Origin of the sequence: Reyranella sp. (assembly GCF_017305915.1) — a bacterium.
Classification (GTDB): domain Bacteria; phylum Pseudomonadota; class Alphaproteobacteria; order Reyranellales; family Reyranellaceae; genus Reyranella.
Genome location: NZ_JAFKJN010000018.1, coordinates 218155 through 238095 on the forward strand (window position 1 = coordinate 218155; position 19941 = coordinate 238095).

Below are 19941 nucleotides of genomic sequence, written 5' to 3' on the forward strand. Positions count from 1 at the left end.
CCCACGAAATCAGGCACTTGTGGGCCTTCTCCCCTAAATCATCGCCATGCCGCCATTGATATGCAGGGTCTGGCCGGTCACGTACGCGGCCTCGTCGCTGGCGAGGTAAACCGCGCCGGCCGCGATCTCGTCGGGCGTGCCCAGCCGATCGGCCGGCACCCGGCCGAGGATTCCCTTCTTCTGCTCGTCGGTCAGCACGTCGGTCATCGGCGTGGCGATGAAACCCGGCGCGATGCAGTTCACGGTGATGGCGCGCGACGCCAGTTCCTGGGCCAGCGACTTGGACATGCCGATCAGGCCCGCCTTGGCCGCGGCGTAGTTGGCCTGGCCGGGGTTGCCCGTGACGCCGACGACCGAGGTGATGTTGATCACTCGGCCGTGGCGACGCCGCATCATCCCGCGCATTGCCGCTCGCGTCAGGCGGAAGGTGCCGGTGAGGTTGACTTGCAGCACCTTCTCCCAGTCCTCGTCCTTCATGCGCATCGACAGATTGTCGCGCGTGATGCCGGCGTTGTTCACCAGGATGTCGATCTTGCCCATCGCCGCCTCGGCCTCCTTGGCGAGGCGGTCGATGTCGGTCGGATCGTCCATCTTGGCGGTGACCACATGCGTCCGCTCGCCGAGCCCGGCCTTGAGCTGCTCCAGCGCGTCGGCGCGGGTGCCCGAGAGCGTGACCGCGGCGCCCTGCTTGTGGAGGGCGCGGGCGATCGCGCCGCCGATGCCGCCCGAGGCGCCGGTGACCAGCGCCGTCTTGCCGGTGAGATCGAACATCCGTGTCTCCTCATGGTCCTTCCTCCCCTTCGCGGAGTCCGCGAAGGGGAGCGAAAGCTCAACTCGTCTTCAAGAAGGCTTCGATATCGGCCGGCGTGTTGAGCGCTAGGCCGGTCATCTCGCGGTCGATGCGCTTGACCAGGCCGGACAGCACCTTGCCGGTGCCGCACTCGACGAGCGTGAGGACGCCCTGCGTCTTCATGTACTGCACGCTCTCGCGCCAGCGCACCATGGCGGTGACCTGCTCGACCAGCCGCTGCTTGATGTCGGCCGGGTTGGTGACCTCCGCGGCCAGCACGTTGGCCACCAGCGGCACCGAGGGCGTCGACAGGGTGACCTTCTCCAGCGCCTCCTGCATGGCGTCGGCGGCGGGCTGCATCAGCGGGCAATGGAAGGGCGCGCTCACCGGCAGCAGCATGCCGCGCTTGGAGCCGCGCGGCTTGGCCGCCTCGATGGCCCGTTCGACCGCGGCCTTGTGGCCGCTGACCACCACCTGGCCGCCGCCATTGTCGTTGGCGACCGCCACGACCTCGCCCTGGGCGGCCTCCTTGCACGCCTCCTGCGCGGGCTCGAGCTCGATGCCGAGCAGCGCCGCCATCGCACCGACGCCGACCGGCACCGCCTTCTGCATCGACTGGCCGCGCAGCTTGAGCAGCCGCGCCGCGTCGGCCAGCGGCAGCGACCCCGCCGCCGCCAGCGCCGAATACTCGCCCAGCGAATGGCCGGCGACATGGCTGGCCAGCGCGGTCAGCGGCTTGCCGCCGTCCTTCGCGAGGATCCGCACCACGGCGACGCTGACCGCCATCAATGCCGGCTGGGCGTTCTCGGTCAGGACCAGGTCCGATTCGGGCCCTTCGCGCATCAATTTCGACAGATTCTGCTTCAGCGCCTCGTCGACCTCCTGGAAGACGTCGCGGGCAGTGGCGAACGCGCCGGCCAGGTCGGCGCCCATGCCGACGGCCTGGGATCCCTGTCCCGGAAAGACGAATGCACGGCTCATGGGGCGCTTTCTCCCGGTTCTTGCCCTGAATTGGCGGTCCCTATACCCCAGCCTGCCCCCTGCCCGGAATGGCTTGCTTTCGGGGGATTTGCGTATATAACCGCCGCTCTTCGGGGCCTAAATCGGCCCCGTCTCCTTGCCGGTCCGTTCCTCTCCCGAGGTTGGGGCCGGCTAGATCCGGCCGGTTTTCGAACTCCGGGTCGCTAACAGCCATAAGGAGCCTCGATGGCATTGTACGAGAACGTCTTCATCGCGCGCCAGGACGTGCCGGCGACGCAGGTGGAGACCCTGACCAACCAGTTCGCCGAACTGGTCACCGCCCAGGGCGGTACCGTCCAGAAGAAGGAATACTGGGGCCTCCGCTCCCTCACCTTCCGGATCAAGAAGAACCGCAAGGGTCACTACACCCTGATGAACATCGATGCGCCGCCGGCCGCCGTGAAGGAGCTCGAGCGCACCATGTCGATCAACGAAGACATCATCCGTTACCTGACCGTGCGCGTGGACGCCCTCGAAGAGGGTCCGTCGGCCGTCATGCAGCGCGGCGCCGACAAGGCCGACCGGCCGGGCGATCGCGGTGACCGAGGCGACCGCGGCGGCTGGGGCGAGCGCCCGCGCCGTGAGCGTCCGCGCTTCGGTGAGGAAGCCGCCGCCAGCCCCACCGGCATGGGAGAAGAAGAATGAGCGCGCAACGTCGTCCCTTCACCCGCCGCCGCAAGTCCTGCCCGTTCTCCGGCGCCAATGCGCCGAAGATCGACTACAAGGACGTGCGCCTCCTGCAGCGCTTCATCTCGGAGCGCGGCAAGATCGTGCCGAGCCGCATCTCCGCGGTGTCGTCCAAGAAGCAGCGCGAGCTCGCCCAGGCGATCAAGCGCGCCCGCTTCCTGGCGCTCCTGCCCTACGTCGCGTGCCGAAGCTCGGCCAGATGGGAGATGTGGTGAAGGTGAAGCCCGGCTTCGCCCGCAACTACCTGCTGCCGCAGAAGAAGGCGCTGCGCGCCACCAAGGACAACATCACCTACTTCGAATCGCAGCGTAAGGTGCTGGAGGCTCAGAACCTCGAGCGCCGCAGCGAGGCGGAGCAGGTCGGCGAGAAGATGAAGGACCTCAAGGTCACCCTCATCCGCCAGGCCTCCGAGGCCCTGCAGCTCTACGGTTCGGTAACCTCGCGCGACATCGCCGACGCGGCCAATGCCGAGGGCGTCAAGCTCGAGCGCAGCCAGGTCGAGCTCGACAAGCCGATCAAGGCGCTGGGCTCGCACCGGATCAAGGTCCACCTCCATCCGGAGGTCACGGTCGAGATCACCGCGCTGGTCGCCCGCTCGCCGGACGAGGCCGAGTTCCTGGCCAAGGGCGGCAAGCTGGTCGCCGAGACCGAACGCGCCGCGCAGGAGGCCGCCGAGGCCGCCCAGCGCGCCGCCGAGCAGGCTGCTGCCCTGTTCGAGGCCAAGCCCGCCGCCGAAGGCGAGGGTGAGGCCGCTCCGGCCGAGGCCGGGGCCACGCCGGAAGAGAAGTAAACCGCGGTCGAATCCCTCCACTCGACCCACGAAACGACGCCCGCCGTTGCTGCCCGCAACGGCGGGCATTTTATTTTTGGGGTCCGAAGAATATTTCATCGTGTCTTTCGTCCCGCCCTTTGCGTTGAAATCGCCAATCGGATTAACATTTAAGGCGAGAAAGTGGCATTGCCGGTGGAGGTTCCCCTCACCGGCCCGTGAGGTACGACGGATGCTCCTAGCCAAGGTTCTTTCCCGGGTACTGGGGGAAGGCCAACTGACCATCATCGATTCGACCGGCGGGGCGCACCGGATTGCGGGCGCGAAGCCGGGCCCCTCGGTGACCATGCGGATACACGACCGCTGGACCGGTCTGCGCCTGCTGCTTCGCCCCCGGCTCGCCTTCGGCGAGGCCTACATGGATGGCACGCTGACCGTCGAGGACGGCGGCGACATCTACGATCTGGTCGACTTGCTCGGCCGCAACATGACCGCCCTTGAAGCGACCCCGTTCGTCAGCTGGTCCTATGCCTGGCAGCGCATGGTCCGGACCATCGAGCAGTACAATCCGATCGGCCGCGCCCAGCAGAACGTGGCGCATCACTACGACCTCAAGGACCAGCTCTACGACTTCTTCCTCGACCGCGACCGGCAGTATTCCTGCGCCTACTTCAAGACCGGCGAGGAATCGCTGGAGCAGGCGCAGCTCGACAAGAAGCGCCACGTCGCCTCGAAGATGCTGCTGCAGCCCGGCCAGAAGGTGCTCGACATCGGCTCGGGCTGGGGCGGGCTCGGCCTGTTCCTCGGCAAGGAATACGGTGTCGACGTCACCGGCGTCACGCTGTCCAAGGAACAGCTCGCGGTGTCGAGCCGGCGCGCGCTGGAGACCGGGCTGGCCGACCATGTCCGCTTCAAGCTGCTCGACTACCGCCAGGAGCCCGACCGCTACGACCGTATCGTCTCGGTCGGCATGTTCGAGCATGTCGGCGTCACCCACTATGTCGAGTTCTTCCGCAAGGCGAAGGACCTGTTGAAGGACGACGGCGTCATGCTGCTGCACGCGATCGGCCGCATGGAGCCGCCGGGCGCCACCAACACCTGGATCAAGAAGTACATCTTCCCCGGCGGCTACACCCCGGCCCTGTCCGAGGTGCTGGCGGCGATCGAGAAGGTCGGGCTGTGGGTGACCGACATCGAGATCCTGCGGCTGCACTATGCCGAGACGCTGCGCCACTGGCGCCATCGCTTCCTCGCCAACAAGGAGCGGATCAAGCAGCTCGCGGGCTACGACGACCGTTTCTGCCGGATGTGGGAATTCTATCTCGCCGGCTGCGAGGTCGCCTTCCGGTACATGAACCAGATGGTCTTCCAGATCCAGATCGCGCGCCGCCAGGACGCGGTGCCGCTGACGCGCGACTACATCGTCGATGCCGAACGCGGCGTCGCCGTCGCGCGTGCCCGCTCGATGGCTGCGGAATAGGAGCGCGGAAGTTTTCCCCGCTGTCCACGCGATCAGCCGGCGTGTTGATCGAGGGTCACTCATTTGACATGGTGGCCGTCCCCTCACGCTCGTAAGAAGGCTCACATGGAGCCCCTCAAGGAAACGTCGAACGTCACGCGTCTGCCCGGCGCCGAAGACGTCCGGCTGCGCGAACCGCCACACAATTTCGAGGCCGAGCAGGCTTTGCTCGGCGCGATTCTGGTGAACAACGCCGCCTATCAGCGCGTCGCCGAATTCCTGCGCCCCGAGCACTTCGCCGATCCGCTGCACGGCAAGCTGTTCGATTCGCTGACGCGCCTGATCGAGCGCGGCCAGGTGGTGAGCGCCGTCACGCTCAAGACCTACGTTGAGAACGACGAGGACATGAAGGCGGTCGGCGGCCCCGCCTATCTCGCGCAGCTCGCCTCGGCGTCGGTGCATGTCATCGATGCCGGCGCCTTCGGCCGCGCGGTCCATGACCTCTACCTGCGCCGCCAGTTGATCGATCTCGGCGAGGGCGTGGTCAACGGCGCCTTCTCCGGCGACGTCGAGGAGACGGCGCTGCAACAGATCGAGACGGCGGAAAAGAAGCTCTACGACCTCGCCTCCACCGGTCAGGCCGAGGGCGGCTTCAAGTCCTTCCGCACCTCGCTGACCGAGGCCATGGTCGCCGCCGAAGCGGCCTACGGCCGGGCCGGCCAGCTCAACGGCGTGGCGACCGGCCTGTTCCAGCTCGACCAGCTTCTCGGCGGCCTGCACAGGTCGGACCTGATCATCCTGGCTGCCCGCCCCGCCATGGGAAAGAGCGCGCTTGCCACCAACATCGCCTTCCACGCCGCCAAGACCTATCGCGAGGAGATCGTCGACGGCGCTCCCAAGGTGGTCGACGGCGCCGTGGTCGGCTTCTTCTCGCTGGAAATGTCGGCCGAGCAGCTCGCCACCCGCATGCTGTCGGAGCAGGCCGAGCTGCCCTCGGAGAAGATCCGAAAGGGCGAGCTGATCAGCGCCGACTTCGACCGCGTGCTGAACATCAGCCGCGAGCTCGAGCATCTCAACTTCTTCATCGACGACACCCCGGCGCTCTCCATCGCCGGCCTGCGTACCCGCGCGCGGCGCCTCAAGCGCACGCACGGGCTCGGCCTGATCATCGTCGACTACCTCCAGCTCCTCGCCCCCTCGGGCAAGACGCGGCAGGAGAACCGCGTGCAGGAAGTCTCGGAGATCACCCGCGGCCTCAAGACGCTGGCCAAGGAGCTCGACGTGCCGGTGGTCGCCTTGTCCCAGCTCAGCCGCGCCGTCGAGCAGCGCGAGGACAAGCGGCCGCTGCTCGCCGACCTGCGTGAATCGGGCTCGATCGAGCAGGATGCCGACGTGGTGATGTTCATCTACCGCGACGACTACTACCTGATGCGCGAGGAGCCGAAGCGGCGCGACAACGAATCCAACGAGCACTTCAACCAGCGTGTCGACGACTGGAAGCAGCGCTGCGAGCAGAACTACGGCAAGGCCGAGGTCATCATCGCCAAGCAGCGCCACGGCCCGACCGGCATCGTGCGGCTCGCCTTCGAGGGCCAGTTCACCAAGTTCGGCAATCTGCCCGCCGACGGCGCCGGCCCCGCTTTCGAGTAAGATCGCGCGATGTCCTCGTCCGCCGACCAGGCCGCGTCCGAAGCGGCCCAGACGCGCCGGGCCGGCGCGATTCTCACGGTCGACCTTGGCGCGATCGCCGCCAACTGGCGCGGCCTGCGCGATGCCGGCCGTGCCGACGGCCGGCCGGTCGACTGCGCCGCTGTGCTCAAAGCCGACGCCTACGGCACCGGCGCCGCGCTGGTCGGGCCGCGCCTGGCGGCGGCGGGCTGCCGGCACTTCTTCGTCGCCCATATCGACGAAGGCCTCGCGTTGCGCGCGGTCGTGCCGGACCATCCGATCTACGTCCTGAACGGGCTGCTGCCCAGCACCGAGCCCGACTTCGTCCAGGCCGGCCTGACGCCCGTCCTGAACCATCTCAACCAGCTCAATGCCTGGCGCGCGGCAGCGCAGCGCTACAACCGGCCGCTCGACGCGGTGATCCATGTCGACACCGGCATGCACCGCCTGGGCTTCAGCCCGGAGGAGGCGCAGGCGCTGGCCGCCGACCGCGGCCGCCTGCGCGGCCTCAGGCTCGCCCTGCTGATGAGCCATCTCGTGGTCTCCGAGGAGCCCGACAACCCGATCAACGGCGAGCAGCTCTCGCGCTTCCGCAGCTTCGTCCGCACCATGCCGGGCGCGCCGGCGTCGTTCGCCAACTCCTCCGGCATCTTTCTCGGGCCCGACTACCACTTCGACATGCTGCGGCCGGGCGCGGCGCTGTACGGCATCAACCCCCTGCCCGGCCGGCCCAACCCGATGCTGACGACCGTGACCCTGCACGCACGCATCCTGCAGGTCCGTCGAATTGACGCTCTCCAGACCGTTGGATACGGTGCCGCATGGCGGTCAGCGCGGCCCAGTCGCGTGGCCACGATCGCGCTTGGATATGCCGACGGCTACTTCCGTACCCTCATCAACCGCACCCATGTGCATCTCGGCGGACGCAAGCTCGCCGTGATCGGTCGCATCTCCATGGACCTGGTGACGGTCGACGTGACCGACGTGCCCGAGGCCGAGAGCCAGCCCGGCGCGCTGGTCGAGGTGCTGGGCCCGCACCTGACGGCGGACGACCTGGCCGAGCATGCCCGCACCAATGCCTATGAAGTAATGACCGCGCTCGGCCGCCGCTATGCGCGGGTCTATGTCGATTCGGAGCGTCACGCGTGAGCATCCCTCTGGTTACCCTGCTCGGCCGCGTGACATTGGCGCTGCTGGCCACGATTGGCGCCGTCACGTCCTTTGCCGGCCGCGCCCTCCAGCGCACCGTGCAGCCGCCCTACTACAAGGCGCAGATCCTGCGGCAGATGCTGGAGATCGGTTACTACTCGCTGCCGGTGGTCGGCCTGACCGCGATCTTCACCGGCATGGTGCTGGCGCTGCAGAGCTACACCGGCTTCGCCCGCTTCTCGGCCGAATCGGCGATCCCCAACGTGGTCGTGGTGTCGCTGACCCGCGAGCTCGGGCCGGTGCTGGCGGGCCTGATGGTCGCGGGCCGCGTCGGCGCGGCCATGGCGGCCGAGATCGGCACCATGCGGGTCACCGAGCAGATCGATGCGCTGAAGACGCTGTCGACCGATCCGTTCAAGTACCTGGTGGCGCCGCGACTGATCGCCGGCGTCATCACGCTGCCGATCCTGGTGCTGGTCGCCGACATCATCGGCGTGCTGGGCGGCTACCTGGTCGGCGTCTACAAGCTCGACTTCAACGACGCCACGTACCTGCGCAACACCATCGACTTCCTGCAGTTCCAGGACGTGTTCTCGGGCCTGGTGAAGGCCGCGGTGTTCGGCTTCCTGATCACCCTGATGGGCTGCTACCACGGCTACACGTCGAAGGGCGGCGCGCAGGGCGTGGGCATCGCCACCACCAATGCGGTGGTGTCGGCCTCGATCCTGATCCTGACCGCCAATTACTTCATCACCGAAGCCTTCTTCGCCCGCTGACATGAGCGCCGTACCGAAGATCTCGCTCCGGGGTGTCACCAAGTCGTTCGGTGACAAAAAAGTGCTGCGCGGCATCGACCTCGACGTCGCGCCGGGCGAATCGGTGGTGGTGATCGGCGGCTCGGGCACCGGCAAGTCGGTGCTGCTGAAATGCATCCTCGGCCTGATGGAGCCCGATTCCGGGTCGATCAAGATCGACGGCGAGGAGACCGCGAACCTCAGCGACTCCGACCGCCAGCACGTCATGCGCAAGTTCGGCATGCTGTTCCAGGGCGGCGCGCTCTTCGACTCGCTGCGCGTCTGGCAGAACGTCGGCTTCGGCCCGATCCAGAGCGACGGCATGGCGCCCACGAAAGCGCGCGAGATCGCGATCGCCAAGCTCGGCAATGTCGGCCTCGGCCCCGACATCGCCGAGCTGTTCCCGTCGGAGCTGTCGGGCGGCATGCAGAAGCGCGTGGCGCTGGCCCGCGCGATCGCCCGCGAGCCCGAGATCATCTTCTTCGACGAGCCGACCACCGGCCTCGACCCGATCATGGCCGACGTGATCAACGAGCTGATCGTGAAGTGCGTCAGCGACCTCGGCGCCACCGCGGTGTCGATCACCCACGACATGGCGTCCGCGCGCAAGATCGGCCATCGCATCGCCATGCTGTACGAGGGCAAGCTGATCTGGCAGGGCGCGGTCGGCGAGATCGACCATTGCGGCAACGCCCATGTCGAGCAGTTCATCCACGGCCGTGCCGAAGGCCCGATCCAGATGCAGGTGCGGCGGCTGTGAGCCTGGCCGGCATGCCGGACCTCGAGCAGGTCCGTCGCTGGTTTGCCGAGGACCTGCGCGTCATCGGCCATCTCGGCGATCAGCGTGTGGTCGATGCCTTCGCCGCGGTGCCGCGCGAGCGTTTCGCCGGTCCGGGACCCTGGCGCATCCGGCATCTGATGGACGGCTATTGGTCGACGCCCGACGACGATCCGCGCCGGCTGTACCACAACGTCCTGATCGCGCTCGACGAGACGCGTGGCCTCAATATCGGTGAGCCGATCCTGTGGGCGCGCCATTTCGACCGCATCGGACTCGAGGGCGGCGATCGCGTCCTGCAGATCGGCACCGGATCGGGCTATTACACAGCCATCCTTGCCGAGTTGGTCGGACGGACCGGCCGCGTCGACGGCATCGAGATCGATCCGCCGCTCGCCGCCGCGGCGACGCGCAATCTCGAGGGGTGGCCTGCCGCCGCCATTCGGGAGGGCGACGCCGGCCAGCCGATTGCCGGCGAATGGGACCTCATCGTTGCCTTTGCCGGCGCAACGGCGCCGCATGCCTGGTGGCTCGACGCCCTGGCCGACGGTGGACACCTGCTGCTGCCGCTGACGGCCGGCAACCTCGGGCTGCGGGGCGGCTTCATGCTGCGCGTCGATCGCCGGGGCGACGCCCTGGCGGCCCGATCGGCAGGCTGGGTCGGCTTCTATCCCTGTGCCGGCGCCCGCAACCCCGATGACGAAGCAGCCTTGTCGGCCGCGCTCGGCGACCCGGTCGGGCAGCAGGCAGTTCGCAGTCTGCGGCGCGAAGCGCACGACCGGGATGAGACGTGCTGGCTTCATCGCGAAAGCTGGTGCCTCAGCAAGCGCGAGCTGAGCTGAGCCATGGCACGCGCAATCAACCGCTTCGTCTGCCAGTCGTGTGGCGCCGTCACCTCGAAATGGAGCGGCCGCTGCGAGAGCTGCGGCGAATGGAACACCATCACCGAGGAAGCTGGCCTCGCGCCCGGTCCCGCCGGCGGCGGCGGCCTCGCCCGCGGCGGCCCAGGGCGCCATAGGGGCCGCACGCTCGAGTTCGCCGACCTCACCGGCTCGACGCCGCAGCCGCCGCGCTACAAAAGCGGCATCATCGAGTTCGATCGCGTCTGCGGCGGCGGGCTGGTCGTCGGCTCGGCGCTGCTGATCGGCGGCGATCCCGGCATCGGCAAGTCGACCCTGCTGCTGCAGGTCGCAGCGGCGCTCGCCAAGCAGCACACCGCTTGCGCCTACGTCTCCGGCGAAGAGGCAATCGACCAGGTGCGCCTGCGCGCCGAGCGACTCGGGCTGGGCGGCGCGCCGGTGCAGCTCACCGCGGCGACCTCGGTGCGCGACATCGTGGCGACGCTCGAACGGCCCGACGCGCCGCGGGTGGCGGTGATCGATTCGATCCAGACCATGTGGCTCGACACGGTCGAATCGACGCCCGGCACCGTGACCCAGGTGCGTGCCTCGGCGCAGGCGCTGGTCGAGCTCGCCAAGCGCCGCGGCATCGCCGTGCTGCTGGTCGGCCACGTCACCAAGGACGGCGCGATCGCCGGTCCCCGCGTGCTCGAGCACATGGTCGACACCGTCCTCTATTTCGAGGGCGAGCGCGGCCACCAGTTCCGCATCCTGCGGACGGTGAAGAACCGCTTCGGCCCGACCGACGAGATCGGCGTGTTCGAGATGTCCGATCGCGGCCTCTCCGACGTCGCCAACCCGTCGGCCCTGTTCCTCGCCGAGCGGCGCGGCCACGTCTCGGGTGCCTGCGTCTTTGCCGGCATCGAGGGCACGCGGCCGGTGCTGGTGGAAATCCAGGCGCTGGTCAGCCCCTCGGCGCTCGGCACGCCGCGCCGAGCGGTGGTCGGCTGGGACAGCAATCGCCTCGCCATGGTGCTGGCCGTGCTCGAGGCCCGCTGCGGCGTCAGCATCGGCGCCAACGACGTCTACCTCAACGTCGCGGGCGGCCTGCGCATCAGTGAACCGGCGGCGGACCTGGCGGTCGCCGCCGCCGTGGTCTCCTCGCTCGCCGACGAGCCGGTGCCAGCCGACATGGCGGTGTTCGGCGAGATCGGCCTGGGCGGCGAGGTCCGCCCGGTCGGCCAACGCGAGGCGCGGCTGCGCGAGGCCGCCAAGCTCGGCTTCCGCTCTGCGCTGGCGCCCCGTGGGCGCTCCGGCAGCGGCCCTGCGCCGCGCCCGCCGGAGGGCATCATTGTTGACGAAATCGAGCATCTGGCCGACCTTGTGGCCCGTTTCCAGCCGGCTGATCGGCCCCTCGAGAAGCGACGCGAGGCAGGCCCGGGGCAAAGGCGCGAGTAACGCCCGAAGGGCACCACGGGGATCATGGAAAAACTCGGCATCAACGTATTCGACGTGGCCGTCATCGCTGTCGCCGTGTTCGGCGCGATCATCGGCATGTCGTCCGGCTTCGCCCACGCCGTGCTGTTCATCGGCTCGTGGATCGCCGCCGGCTGGGTCGCGCTGAACTACTCGCAGCTGATCGAGCCCGAGATCATGAAGCTGGTGCAGAGCGCCGAGCTCGCTCGTTTCGGCGCCATGCTGGTGGTGTTCGTCGGCGCCCTGATCATCCTGGTGATGCTGGCCAACGCCCTTTCCAAGGCGATTCGCTTCAGCCCGCTCAACAAGCCCGACCGCATCCTCGGCGCGGGTTTCGGCGTGATCTGCGCCTGGGCGGCGATGGGCCTGGCCTTCCTGTTTTACACATACCTGGGTCCCAAGCCGGTCCCGCCGGTGGTCGAGGGTGGGGCGACTTTTCCCCTGATCCGCGAGATGGCGGAGGCGATCGAGCCTCATTTGCCGCCGGGATTCCGCACACGGCTCACGCAAAAGCCCGACATCAACCTCGATCCCGGGCAGATCAAGCTGCCGGAAATGCCCAAACCGCCGCAGTGACATATCCTTGATGCACGGACGACGGCCCCCAGATATAAGGCCATCGTGCTGACCCCCAGGCGCCCTCCGGAAGACGACAAGTTCCACGAGGAATGTGCGCTGTTCGGCATCTACGGGACGACCGATGCCGCAGCCCACACCGCGCTCGGGCTCCATGCCCTGCAGCATCGCGGCCAGGAAGCCTCGGGCATCGTCACCTACGACGGCCGCCACTTCTACAATCACCGTGCCGCCGGCCTGGTCGGCGACATCTTCGGCGACCAGTCGGTGATCGCCACGCTCAAGGGCTACAGCGCGATCGGCCACAACCGCTACGCCACGACCGGCGGCTCGTCCGACCGCAACATCCAGCCGATCTTCGCCGACTTCGATTTCGGCGGCCTGGCGCTGGCCCACAACGGCAACCTCACCAACGCCTACCTGCTGCGCAAGGAGCTGGTGCGGCTGGGCTGCCTGTTCCAGTCGACCACCGACACCGAGGTGATCAACCACCTGATCGCCCGCTCGAACTACTCGACGGTCGTCGACCGGGTGATCGACGCGCTCGGCCGGGTCAAGGGCGCCTACTCGCTGCTGATGCTGACCAACGAGGCGCTGCTCGGCGTGCGCGACCCGATGGGCGTGCGGCCGCTCTGCGTCGGCCGCCTCGACGACGCCTGGATCCTGACCTCCGAGAGCTGCGCGCTCGACATCATCGGCGCCCGCTTCGTGCGCGACGTCGAGCCCGGCGAGATCGTGATCGTCGACGGCACCGGCCTGCGCTCGATCAAGCCGTGGACCAAGCAGCCGCGCCGGTTCTGCGTGTTCGAGCACATCTACTTCGCCCGGCCCGACAGCAAGATCGAGGGCGTCGGCGTCTACGAGGCGCGCAAGAAGATCGGCGCCCAGCTCGCCACGGAAAGCCCGGTGCCGGCCGACGTGGTCGTGCCGGTGCCCGATTCGGGTGTGCCGGCGGCGATCGGCTACAGCCAGCAGTCGGGCATCCCGTTCGAGCTCGGCATCATCCGCAACCACTATGTCGGCCGCACCTTCATCGAGCCGGCGGACAACATCCGCCATCTCGGCGTGCGCCTGAAGCACAACGCCAACCGCGCCCATATCGAAGGCAAGCGCGTCATCCTGGTCGACGATTCGATCGTGCGCGGCACGACCTCGATGAAGATCGTCGAGATGGTCCGCGGCGCCGGCGCCCGCGAGGTGCACATGCGCATCGCCGCGCCGCCGACCACCGACCCATGCTTCTACGGCATCGACACGCCGGACAAGGACAAGCTCTTGGCCTCGCGCTACGACGTCGCCGGCATGGCCAAGTTCATCGGCGTCGATTCGCTCGCCTTCCTGTCGATCGACGGCCTGTACCGCGCGATGGGCCTGCCGGGCCGCGACCCGCGCAACCCGACCTTCTGCGACGCCTGCTTCACCGGCGACTATCCGATCTCGCTCGACGACGTGACCGGTGTCGAGGACCGTCAGCTCTCGCTCCTGCACGAGCCGGCTTAGGATCATGGCCGTCCACTTCTTCACCTCCCCCGTCATACGGGGGAGGCAGGGAGGGGGACGGCCGCAGGCACGTCCATTGCTCTCCCCCTCCTCTATCCTCCCCCGTGTGACGGGGGAGGAGGTTTGAGCATGCGCCTGAAGGGCCGCATCGCGCTGGTCACCGGCGCGTCGCGCGGGCTGGGCGCCGCCGCCGCCGTGGCCTTCGCCAAGGAAGGCGCGCATTGCGTGCTGGTCGCCCGCACCGTCGGCGGGCTCGAGGCGGTCGACGACCAGATCAAGGCGCAGGGCAGCGAGGGCGCCACCCTGGTCCCGCTCGACATCACCGACGGCCCCGGCATCGATCGGCTCGGCGCGGCGCTCTACGAGCGCTTCGGCAAGCTCGACATCCTGCTGGGCAATGCCGGCTTGCTGGGCAGCCTGTCGCCGATCGGCCATGTCGATCCCGACACCTTCGAGCGCGTGATGGCGGTCAATGTCACCGCCAACTTCCGTTTGATCCGCTCGCTCGATCCGCTGCTGCAGCGCTCCGACGCCGGCCGCGCGATCTTCGTCACCTCCGGCATCAGCCGCCGCGTGATCCCCTACTGGTCGCTCTACGCCACCAGCAAGGCGGCGCTCGACATGATGGTCGGCACCTACGCCGCCGAATGCGCCCACACCAAGGTGCGGGTCAATCTCTACAATCCGGGGCCCACCCGCACCGGCATGCGCGCGCAGGCCTTCCCGGGCGAGGATCCGCAGTCGCTGCCGCCACCGGAAGCGCATGGCGAGCGGCTGATCGCGCTCGCGTCGCCCGACTGCGCGCTGAACGGTGAATGGGTGGCCGGCGACGCGTCCTGACCGCGCGCCGTTTCGACCGTTTTCGCCGTTTTTGACCAGACCCACGGTTTGCTGCTCCTCAAGACGCGGGACGTCCGCGCGCGGGCAGCATCGCAGGCTCGCTTCGGGAAACCTATTTTGGGCATTGGCCGAGAATTTTCGGCAATGAGATCAAGGATCGAATCGCGTTCCATTGCCCATAATGAGGGGCGAACGCGAAGCCTTATCCACAGACTTTCAGCGCCGCTTGGCGCGGCCGGCGTAGGGATTCTTCGGCTTGCGCATGGTCAGGCGGATCGGCACGCCGGGCATATCGAAGTCGTCGCGCAGGCGGTTGATCAGGAAGCGCAGGTAGTCGTCGCCCAACTCCTCGGGCTGGCTGACCGACAGGATGTAGGTCGGCGGCCGGATCTTGATCTGGGTCATGAAGCGCAGCCGGATGCGCCGGCCATGGGCCAGCGGTGGCGGATGCAGGGTCTCCATCTCGCGCAGCCAGCGGTTCAGCTTCGGCGTCGGCACACGCTTGTTCCAGACCGCATAGGTCTCGAACACCGCCGGCATCAGCCGCTCGACGCCGCGGCCGTTGAGCGCCGAGATGCCGACGATCGGCACGTCCTTCACCTGGGCAAACGAGGCCTCGAGCCGATCGCGCAGCTTGCGCCACTGCTTCGTCGCCTGCGACCGGTCCTCGGCCAGCAGGTCGGTCTTGTTGACCGCGATCACCAGCGCGCGGCCCTCCTGGATCACGTGGCTGGCAACCGCGAGATCCTGCTTCTCCATCATGTCGCCGGCGTCGAGCACGACGATCACCACGTCGGCCAGACGGATGGTGTCGAGCGTGTCGGCCACCGAGGCGGCCTCGAGCTTGGCCTCGATCCTGCTGCGGCGGCGCATGCCGGCGGTATCGACCAGCCGCACCTTGCGGCCCTTCCAATTCCATTCGACGCGAATGGCGTCGCGGGTGATGCCGGCCTCGGGTCCCGTCAGCACCCGCTCCTCGCCGACCAGGCGGTTGAGCAGGGTCGACTTGCCGACATTGGGCCGGCCGACGATCGCCAGCAGCACGGGGCGCTTCTGCAGCTCGGCGTCCGCCGCCGCCTGCTCCTCCTCGCTGAGCTCGACCTCCTCGTCGTCCTCGTCCTCCTCGGGCATCGGCTCGATGTGCTTGGCAAGCGCCTCGTGCAGGTCGCTCAGGCCCTCGCCATGCTCGGCCGAGAACGGGATCGGCGCGCCGAGGCCCAGCGCATGCGCCTCGGCGAGACCGGTCTGGCCGGCGCGGCCCTCGCACTTGTTGGCGACCACGATCACCTTGGCGGCGCGCTTGCGCAGCCAGCCGGCGAACGCCTCGTCGAGCGGCAGCACACCGGCGCGGGCGTCGATCAGGAACAACACAGCGTCGGCCGAGTCGATGGCGCGCTCGGTGAAGCGGCGCATGCGCGCCTCGAGCTTCTCGCCGCCCGCGGTCTCCCAGCCGGCGGTGTCGAGCAGGGTGAAGGCGAGATCGCCGAGCTGGGCGTCCTGCTCGCGCACGTCGCGGGTCACGCCGGGCGTGTCGTCGACGATGGCGCGGCGGCGGCCGACCAGGCGATTGAACAGCGTAGACTTGCCGACGTTGGGGCGGCCGACGATGGCGACCCTTTGCTTGCCCGGGGACTTGCCTTCAGCGGAGCGCAATGAGCCTGCCCGTATCGGCCAGGATGTAGATCGTGCGGTTGGCCACCACCGGCGCCAGCCGCATCGGCGAGCCGATCGCGAGCTTGCCGATCACCTCGCCCGTGTAGGGCGACAGCGCCAGCAATTCGCCGGTCGAGCCGCCGACCAGCAGCCGGTCGGAGGCCAGCACCGGCCCGACCCACTGGATGGGATTGCGCCGCTTCTCGTCGGCATACTGGGTGAGCGGCGTCACCCACTTCACCTTGCCGGTGTCGCGCTCGACGGCGGCGACGTCGGCCGCGCTGGTGACCACGAACAGGAAGCGGCCGGCCACCCACGGCGTCTGGCTGCCGCCGATGTTGCGCTCCCAGACGCGCTGGCCCGAGCGCAGGTCGATGGCGGCCAGCGTGCCCGCCGAGCCCATCGCCAGCACCAGGCCGCGATCGATCACCGGCCGGCCGCGGATGTCGGCCAGGTTGCCGAAGGCGCGCGATTCGCGGCGCGGCCCGACCAGCGATTCGTTCCACACGGTGCGGCCGTTCTCGGCGCGCAGCTCGACCAGCTCGCCGGAGCTGAACGGCGCCACGATGACGTCCTGGAAACCCGACGGGCTGTTGCCGCCGACATAGCCCGCGATTTCCTGCAGACCCGAGAAGTTCCACAGGTCCGAGCCGTCGACCGCCGCCATGGCATGCAGCTTGTTGTCGATCGACACCGCGAACACGCGATCGGCGATGACCAGCGGCGCGCCGCGGATCGGCGCGCTGACCGTCGAGTTCCAGATCACGTTGCCGTCGTTGGGATCGAGGCAGAAGACGTTGGCGAAGCCCGTGGTCACGAACAGGCGGCCGCCGTAGTAGGCGACGCCGCCGCCGAACTCGTCGGTGTCGCGCGCCTTCTCGGGCTTCAGCGTCACGCTCCAGATCTTGCCGCCGGTGTTGGCGTCGAACGCCGACACCGTGCTCTGGGCGTCCTTGGCGAAGACCTTGCCCTCGGCCACCACCGGCGGCGCGGTCAGGATGCGCGACGAGCCGGAGCCGGCGCCGACGTCGGCGGTCCACAGCACCTGCGGAGAATCGCCGATCGCCAGGTGCTGCATGGCGTAGTTCGGATAGCCGCCCGATTCGGGCCAGCTCTCGTTGGCCGCCGGCGCCGGCAGGGTGACCTGGATCGCGCCGGCCTCCTTGTCGGGCTCGAGCTCCTTGCGATCGCTGAAGACCGGCACCCGCTCGCCGACCAGCGGCGGCTTCTTCTTGTCGAACCAGTCGCAGCCGGACAGCGACAGCGGCAGCAGCAGGGCCGCGAGCAGGAAACGCGAAGCGTAGGTCATCTGTGTTTTCTATTTGCTCTCGGCCGGGCCGTGAAGAGTGAGCATGGCCTGGGCGCGCTGCTGCACGCCCTGCGGCGCGCCGGTATCCTTGAGCAGCGAGTTCCACAGGTCGCGGGCCTGCTTGAGGTCGCCCTTGCGCGCCGCGGCGAGCGCCTGCAGCTCGATCACGCCGGCATGGAACGGCCGGTCGGACTGGGCAAGCGGGGCGAGCTGGCCCAGCAGGCCGTCGAGCTTGCCGCTGTCGACGCTGCGGTAGCCCGCGATCACCAGCGCGAGGTCGGAAAGCTCCGGCGGCAGGCGGGCAGACACCGCCTGCAGCGCGGCGATCTGCTCCTCGGGCCTGTCGAGCAGTTGCGCGGCGGCGAGTGCCGCCAGCGAGCGATAGGGCTCGGGGGCGCTCTCGGCCTGCTTGTTCAGCTCGGTGTGGGCGGCGGCCCGGTCGGTCTCGATCTTGGCGAGCGCCTGTGAATAGGCGGCGCTGGCCTCGCCGCGGCGCGAAGCATCGTACTGGCGCCAGCCGACCAGACCCGCGACCGCCACGATGAGCAGCACCGCGACGGCCACGACCCCCGTGCCCCAGCGCTTCCACCACAGCTTGAGATCGTCCTGCCGGACGGCTTCGTCGACTTCATGGAAGGCGGCGGAGTCGGACACTCGGGGCTCCTGAAAATGACGCAGAATCAACAGCTTTGGCCGCGGTTCATAGCCCCCCACTCGGGGTTTGGCAAACCGTCAGCCTTCTGCAACAATTCACCGGTACGACATGAGCACTCTGTACCGTCTGGCCGACCAGAAGGCCCGGCGCCGGATCGTCTCCTTCGACCGGCGGGAACTCTCGCGGCTGCTGAATCTCTACAGCCTGCGCGTCGCTTCGGGCGAATGGCGCGACTATGCCATCGACTTTCGGCCGGGCATGGCGACCTTCTCGATCTTCCGCCACACCGCCGAGCAGCCCCTGTTCGCGATCGCCAAGGTGCCGGGCACCGCCCAGGGCGGCTACATGGTCTATAACGGCCCGCGCAAATTGGCCCACGGCGACAGCCTGGAGGACGTGCTGCGTGTCTTTGATCGCAAGCTCAAGCTGCTGCTGAGCTAGCCGCTGCGGCGGCTATTTTTATGTGGCTATTCTACGCGGCTATTTTTCCTTGGCGGTCGCCGCGCCGATCCCCGCACCGACCACGCCGCCAACCAGCGCTGGAGCGAGCAACGGCCAGCCGGCCACGGCACCCACCGCCAGACCGGCGCCGGTGCCGATCGCACCGCCGGTGACGGCGCGCTGGCCCCAGGTATCGCCACAGGCGGACACCGACAGGGCGAGCGGGAGGAGCATCACAGCCAGGATCTTGCTTTTCATCGTTGAACCTCAGAGGGGATCCTACCCTCTGCTTTTTAAGGTTGTACGTCAAGATGGAGCCGTAATACTCTGCGATTAAATCATAATTCCGCCTTATAGATTTCCGGCTTGAAGCCGACCAGGAGCTTCCCGCCTGGCGCCTCCAGGACCGGCCGGCGGATCATCGACGGCTGCTCCAGCATCAGGGCCAGCGCCTTCTTCTCGGTCAGCCCTTCCTTGGCCGCGTCGGGCAGCTTGCGGAAGGTGGTGCCGGCGCGGTTGAGCAGCGCTTCCCAGCCGACCTTCTTCGCCCAGCCTTCCAGCCGGCTGCGGTCGATGCCGGCGGTCTTGTAGTCGTGGAAAGCGTAGGCCTTGCCGGCCGTGTCCAGCCAGGCGCGGGCCTTCTTCATCGTGTCGCAGTTCTTGATGCCGTAGATGGTCAGGTTCATCCCGTCCCTCGCCGTCGATAGAGATGGCCGGCCGGCAGGCCGAGCCGGCGACAGGATTGCACGGCCGGGCTGCCCGGCAACACCACCCGGTCGGCGAGCGCCCCCAGCCGCCGCACCAGTCCCCGCTCCCACCGGCGCAGGCCGAAGGCCGGGCCGAGCCCCAGCCGCTCGCGCGCCCAGTCGGGCACCAGCTCGACCGCGGCGCGGATCAGCAGCCGCTGCAGCGGCCGCAGCATCCACGGCGCGACCGGCGCGTCGCGCATGATCGCCAGGAACTCGAAGACGATCGGCGACGGTTCGAGCCCCGGCCGCATCGCCTCGAACAGGGTGCGCCGCTCGGCATCCGATCGCGGCGCGTCCGCCGCGCCATAGAGCGCCGCCGCCGGAGCGCCTTCGGCGTAGGCCCGGTCGATCTCTGCCGGCGTGAGCGTTCGCGCGTAGCGGCGATAGGCCTCGATGAAGCCGAAGGCGGCGGTCGCCTGCACCCAGGTGAGCAGCCGCGGGTCGTTGGCGCGATAGGGTTCGCCCGCCGGCGTCGTGCCCTGCACCCGCGCGTGCATCGCCACGACGCCCGCGATCATCTTCTCGGCGACGCTGCGGGCGCCATAGACGGTCACCATGGCCGCGAGGCCGGTGCGCTGCAGCCGCCGCACCGGATCGCGGCGAAAATCGGTGTGCACCCACACGCCGGTGCGCACCGAAGGTTCCGCAAGCTCGAGCAGCACGGCGGCGACGCCGCCGACGAAGAGCGCCACGGGATTCTTGAAGATTCGCCATGAAACCGACTCAGGCGGCGTCAGCGCCGGCTCGCCGGCAGGCGTGGTGAAGTCGGCCGACGGGAAGCTCAACATT

The 19941-nt window shown here is 68.4% G+C and carries 22 protein-coding genes; 14 read left to right on the forward strand and 8 right to left on the reverse strand.

The window, feature by feature from the left end; translation table 11 throughout:
• Positions 1 to 33: 33 nt before the first annotated feature.
• Complete coding sequence (fabG, locus tag J0J01_RS18240; RefSeq protein WP_296383128.1) at positions 34 to 771, reverse strand: 3-oxoacyl-[acyl-carrier-protein] reductase; 738 nt, start codon at positions 769 to 771, stop codon at positions 34 to 36.
• A gap of 58 nt (positions 772 to 829) precedes the next feature.
• Positions 830 to 1771, reverse strand: a complete 942-nt coding sequence (gene fabD / locus J0J01_RS18245; protein WP_296383129.1) for an ACP S-malonyltransferase — start codon at positions 1769 to 1771, stop codon at positions 830 to 832.
• Between the two features lie 225 nt (positions 1772 to 1996).
• Between fabD and rpsF the strand changes: the two genes are divergently transcribed.
• The 13 genes from rpsF (at position 1997) to J0J01_RS18310 (ending at position 14345) form a co-directional block, all read left to right on the forward strand.
• The gene (gene rpsF / locus J0J01_RS18250) at positions 1997 to 2455 is read left to right on the forward strand and encodes a 30S ribosomal protein S6 (protein WP_296383132.1); all 459 of its coding nucleotides are present in this window, start codon (positions 1997 to 1999) and stop codon (positions 2453 to 2455) included.
• Positions 2452 to 2712: a 30S ribosomal protein S18 gene (rpsR, locus tag J0J01_RS18255; RefSeq protein WP_296383134.1), complete on the forward strand. Its 261-nt coding sequence runs from the start codon at positions 2452 to 2454 to the stop codon at positions 2710 to 2712. The genes rpsF and rpsR overlap by 4 nt, the downstream gene beginning before the upstream one ends.
• Positions 2709 to 3287, forward strand: coding sequence for a 50S ribosomal protein L9 (gene rplI, locus J0J01_RS18260; RefSeq protein ID WP_296383135.1), 579 nt, complete (start codon positions 2709 to 2711; stop codon positions 3285 to 3287). Before rpsR ends, rplI begins: the two co-directional genes overlap by 4 nt.
• Before the next feature lie 211 nt (positions 3288 to 3498).
• Positions 3499 to 4746: a cyclopropane-fatty-acyl-phospholipid synthase family protein gene (locus J0J01_RS18265; RefSeq protein WP_296383137.1), complete on the forward strand. Its 1248-nt coding sequence runs from the start codon at positions 3499 to 3501 to the stop codon at positions 4744 to 4746.
• A 105-nt stretch (positions 4747 to 4851) separates the two neighbouring features.
• Complete coding sequence (locus J0J01_RS18270; RefSeq protein ID WP_296383139.1) at positions 4852 to 6375, forward strand: replicative DNA helicase; 1524 nt, start codon at positions 4852 to 4854, stop codon at positions 6373 to 6375.
• Between the two features lie 9 nt (positions 6376 to 6384).
• Positions 6385 to 7542 (forward strand): alanine racemase, encoded by a 1158-nt coding sequence (gene alr, locus J0J01_RS18275; RefSeq protein ID WP_296383141.1) that lies wholly within the window; start codon positions 6385 to 6387, stop codon positions 7540 to 7542.
• Positions 7539 to 8318 carry an ABC transporter permease gene (locus J0J01_RS18280; RefSeq protein WP_296383143.1) on the forward strand — a complete coding sequence of 260 codons (780 nt, stop codon included), beginning with the start codon at positions 7539 to 7541 and terminating at the stop codon, positions 8316 to 8318. The genes alr and J0J01_RS18280 overlap by 4 nt, the downstream gene beginning before the upstream one ends.
• A 1-nt stretch (position 8319) precedes the next feature.
• Positions 8320 to 9096, forward strand: coding sequence for an ATP-binding cassette domain-containing protein (locus J0J01_RS18285; RefSeq protein ID WP_296383145.1), 777 nt, complete (start codon positions 8320 to 8322; stop codon positions 9094 to 9096).
• 11 nt (positions 9097 to 9107) lie between these two features.
• Positions 9108 to 9956 carry a protein-L-isoaspartate(D-aspartate) O-methyltransferase gene (locus J0J01_RS18290; protein ID WP_296383147.1) on the forward strand — a complete coding sequence of 283 codons (849 nt, stop codon included), beginning with the start codon at positions 9108 to 9110 and terminating at the stop codon, positions 9954 to 9956.
• 3 nt (positions 9957 to 9959) lie between these two features.
• Positions 9960 to 11411, forward strand: a complete 1452-nt coding sequence (radA, locus tag J0J01_RS18295; protein WP_296383149.1) for a DNA repair protein RadA — start codon at positions 9960 to 9962, stop codon at positions 11409 to 11411.
• A 24-nt stretch (positions 11412 to 11435) separates the two neighbouring features.
• Entirely contained in the window at positions 11436 to 12005 is a 570-nt protein-coding gene (locus J0J01_RS18300; protein ID WP_296383152.1) for a CvpA family protein, read from the forward strand.
• A gap of 45 nt (positions 12006 to 12050) precedes the next feature.
• On the forward strand, positions 12051 to 13505 hold the full coding sequence (purF, locus tag J0J01_RS18305; protein ID WP_296383154.1) for an amidophosphoribosyltransferase: 1455 nt from the start codon (positions 12051 to 12053) through the stop codon (positions 13503 to 13505).
• A 129-nt stretch (positions 13506 to 13634) separates the two neighbouring features.
• Positions 13635 to 14345: an SDR family NAD(P)-dependent oxidoreductase gene (locus J0J01_RS18310; protein WP_296383157.1), complete on the forward strand. Its 711-nt coding sequence runs from the start codon at positions 13635 to 13637 to the stop codon at positions 14343 to 14345.
• A 216-nt stretch (positions 14346 to 14561) separates the two neighbouring features.
• On the opposite strand, the gene der is transcribed toward J0J01_RS18310, so the two are convergent.
• The 3 genes from der to J0J01_RS18325 are packed head-to-tail and all read right to left on the reverse strand — an operon-like array spanning position 14562 to position 17961.
• The gene (gene der / locus J0J01_RS18315; protein ID WP_296383159.1) at positions 14562 to 15998 is read right to left on the reverse strand and encodes a ribosome biogenesis GTPase Der; all 1437 of its coding nucleotides are present in this window, start codon (positions 15996 to 15998) and stop codon (positions 14562 to 14564) included.
• Positions 15985 to 17307, reverse strand: a complete 1323-nt coding sequence (locus tag J0J01_RS18320; protein WP_296383161.1) for a PQQ-binding-like beta-propeller repeat protein — start codon at positions 17305 to 17307, stop codon at positions 15985 to 15987. The genes der and J0J01_RS18320 overlap by 14 nt, the downstream gene beginning before the upstream one ends.
• Before the next feature lie 9 nt (positions 17308 to 17316).
• Complete coding sequence (locus J0J01_RS18325; RefSeq protein ID WP_296383162.1) at positions 17317 to 17961, reverse strand: tetratricopeptide repeat protein; 645 nt, start codon at positions 17959 to 17961, stop codon at positions 17317 to 17319.
• A 109-nt stretch (positions 17962 to 18070) separates the two neighbouring features.
• Between J0J01_RS18325 and J0J01_RS18330 the strand changes: the two genes are divergently transcribed.
• On the forward strand, positions 18071 to 18403 hold the full coding sequence (locus J0J01_RS18330) for a DUF2794 domain-containing protein (protein WP_296383164.1): 333 nt from the start codon (positions 18071 to 18073) through the stop codon (positions 18401 to 18403).
• Between the two features lie 39 nt (positions 18404 to 18442).
• Here J0J01_RS18330 and J0J01_RS18335 read toward each other — a convergent pair whose 3' ends face one another.
• The 3 genes from J0J01_RS18335 to J0J01_RS18345 form a co-directional block, all read right to left on the reverse strand.
• Positions 18443 to 18661, reverse strand: coding sequence for a bacteriocin (locus tag J0J01_RS18335; RefSeq protein ID WP_296383166.1), 219 nt, complete (start codon positions 18659 to 18661; stop codon positions 18443 to 18445).
• An 80-nt stretch (positions 18662 to 18741) separates the two neighbouring features.
• The gene (locus J0J01_RS18340; protein WP_296383168.1) at positions 18742 to 19089 is read right to left on the reverse strand and encodes an ArsC family reductase; all 348 of its coding nucleotides are present in this window, start codon (positions 19087 to 19089) and stop codon (positions 18742 to 18744) included.
• Positions 19086 to 19940, reverse strand: coding sequence for an oxygenase MpaB family protein (locus J0J01_RS18345; RefSeq protein WP_296383170.1), 855 nt, complete (start codon positions 19938 to 19940; stop codon positions 19086 to 19088). The genes J0J01_RS18340 and J0J01_RS18345 overlap by 4 nt, the downstream gene beginning before the upstream one ends.
• Position 19941: the final 1 nt, after the last annotated feature.

What these genes read in the sequence shown, in the direction of transcription:
- fabG (WP_296383128.1), bottom strand. Translation starts at nt 771, where the DNA reads ATGTTCGATCTCACCGGCAAGACGGCGCTGGTCACCGGCGCCTCGGGC.
- fabD (WP_296383129.1), bottom strand. Translation starts at nt 1,771, where the DNA reads ATGAGCCGTGCATTCGTCTTTCCGGGACAGGGATCCCAGGCCGTCGGC.
- rpsF (WP_296383132.1), top strand. Translation starts at nt 1,997, where the DNA reads ATGGCATTGTACGAGAACGTCTTCATCGCGCGCCAGGACGTGCCGGCG.
- rpsR (WP_296383134.1), top strand. Translation starts at nt 2,452, where the DNA reads ATGAGCGCGCAACGTCGTCCCTTCACCCGCCGCCGCAAGTCCTGCCCG.
- J0J01_RS18265 (WP_296383137.1), top strand. Translation starts at nt 3,499, where the DNA reads ATGCTCCTAGCCAAGGTTCTTTCCCGGGTACTGGGGGAAGGCCAACTG.
- J0J01_RS18270 (WP_296383139.1), top strand. Translation starts at nt 4,852, where the DNA reads ATGGAGCCCCTCAAGGAAACGTCGAACGTCACGCGTCTGCCCGGCGCC.
- alr (WP_296383141.1), top strand. Translation starts at nt 6,385, where the DNA reads ATGTCCTCGTCCGCCGACCAGGCCGCGTCCGAAGCGGCCCAGACGCGC.
- J0J01_RS18285 (WP_296383145.1), top strand. Translation starts at nt 8,320, where the DNA reads ATGAGCGCCGTACCGAAGATCTCGCTCCGGGGTGTCACCAAGTCGTTC.
- J0J01_RS18290 (WP_296383147.1), top strand. Translation starts at nt 9,108, where the DNA reads ATGCCGGACCTCGAGCAGGTCCGTCGCTGGTTTGCCGAGGACCTGCGC.
- radA (WP_296383149.1), top strand. Translation starts at nt 9,960, where the DNA reads ATGGCACGCGCAATCAACCGCTTCGTCTGCCAGTCGTGTGGCGCCGTC.
- J0J01_RS18300 (WP_296383152.1), top strand. Translation starts at nt 11,436, where the DNA reads ATGGAAAAACTCGGCATCAACGTATTCGACGTGGCCGTCATCGCTGTC.
- J0J01_RS18310 (WP_296383157.1), top strand. Translation starts at nt 13,635, where the DNA reads ATGCGCCTGAAGGGCCGCATCGCGCTGGTCACCGGCGCGTCGCGCGGG.
- J0J01_RS18320 (WP_296383161.1), bottom strand. Translation starts at nt 17,307, where the DNA reads ATGACCTACGCTTCGCGTTTCCTGCTCGCGGCCCTGCTGCTGCCGCTG.
- J0J01_RS18330 (WP_296383164.1), top strand. Translation starts at nt 18,071, where the DNA reads ATGAGCACTCTGTACCGTCTGGCCGACCAGAAGGCCCGGCGCCGGATC.
- J0J01_RS18335 (WP_296383166.1), bottom strand. Translation starts at nt 18,661, where the DNA reads ATGAAAAGCAAGATCCTGGCTGTGATGCTCCTCCCGCTCGCCCTGTCG.
- J0J01_RS18340 (WP_296383168.1), bottom strand. Translation starts at nt 19,089, where the DNA reads ATGAACCTGACCATCTACGGCATCAAGAACTGCGACACGATGAAGAAG.
- J0J01_RS18345 (WP_296383170.1), bottom strand. Translation starts at nt 19,940, where the DNA reads ATGTTGAGCTTCCCGTCGGCCGACTTCACCACGCCTGCCGGCGAGCCG.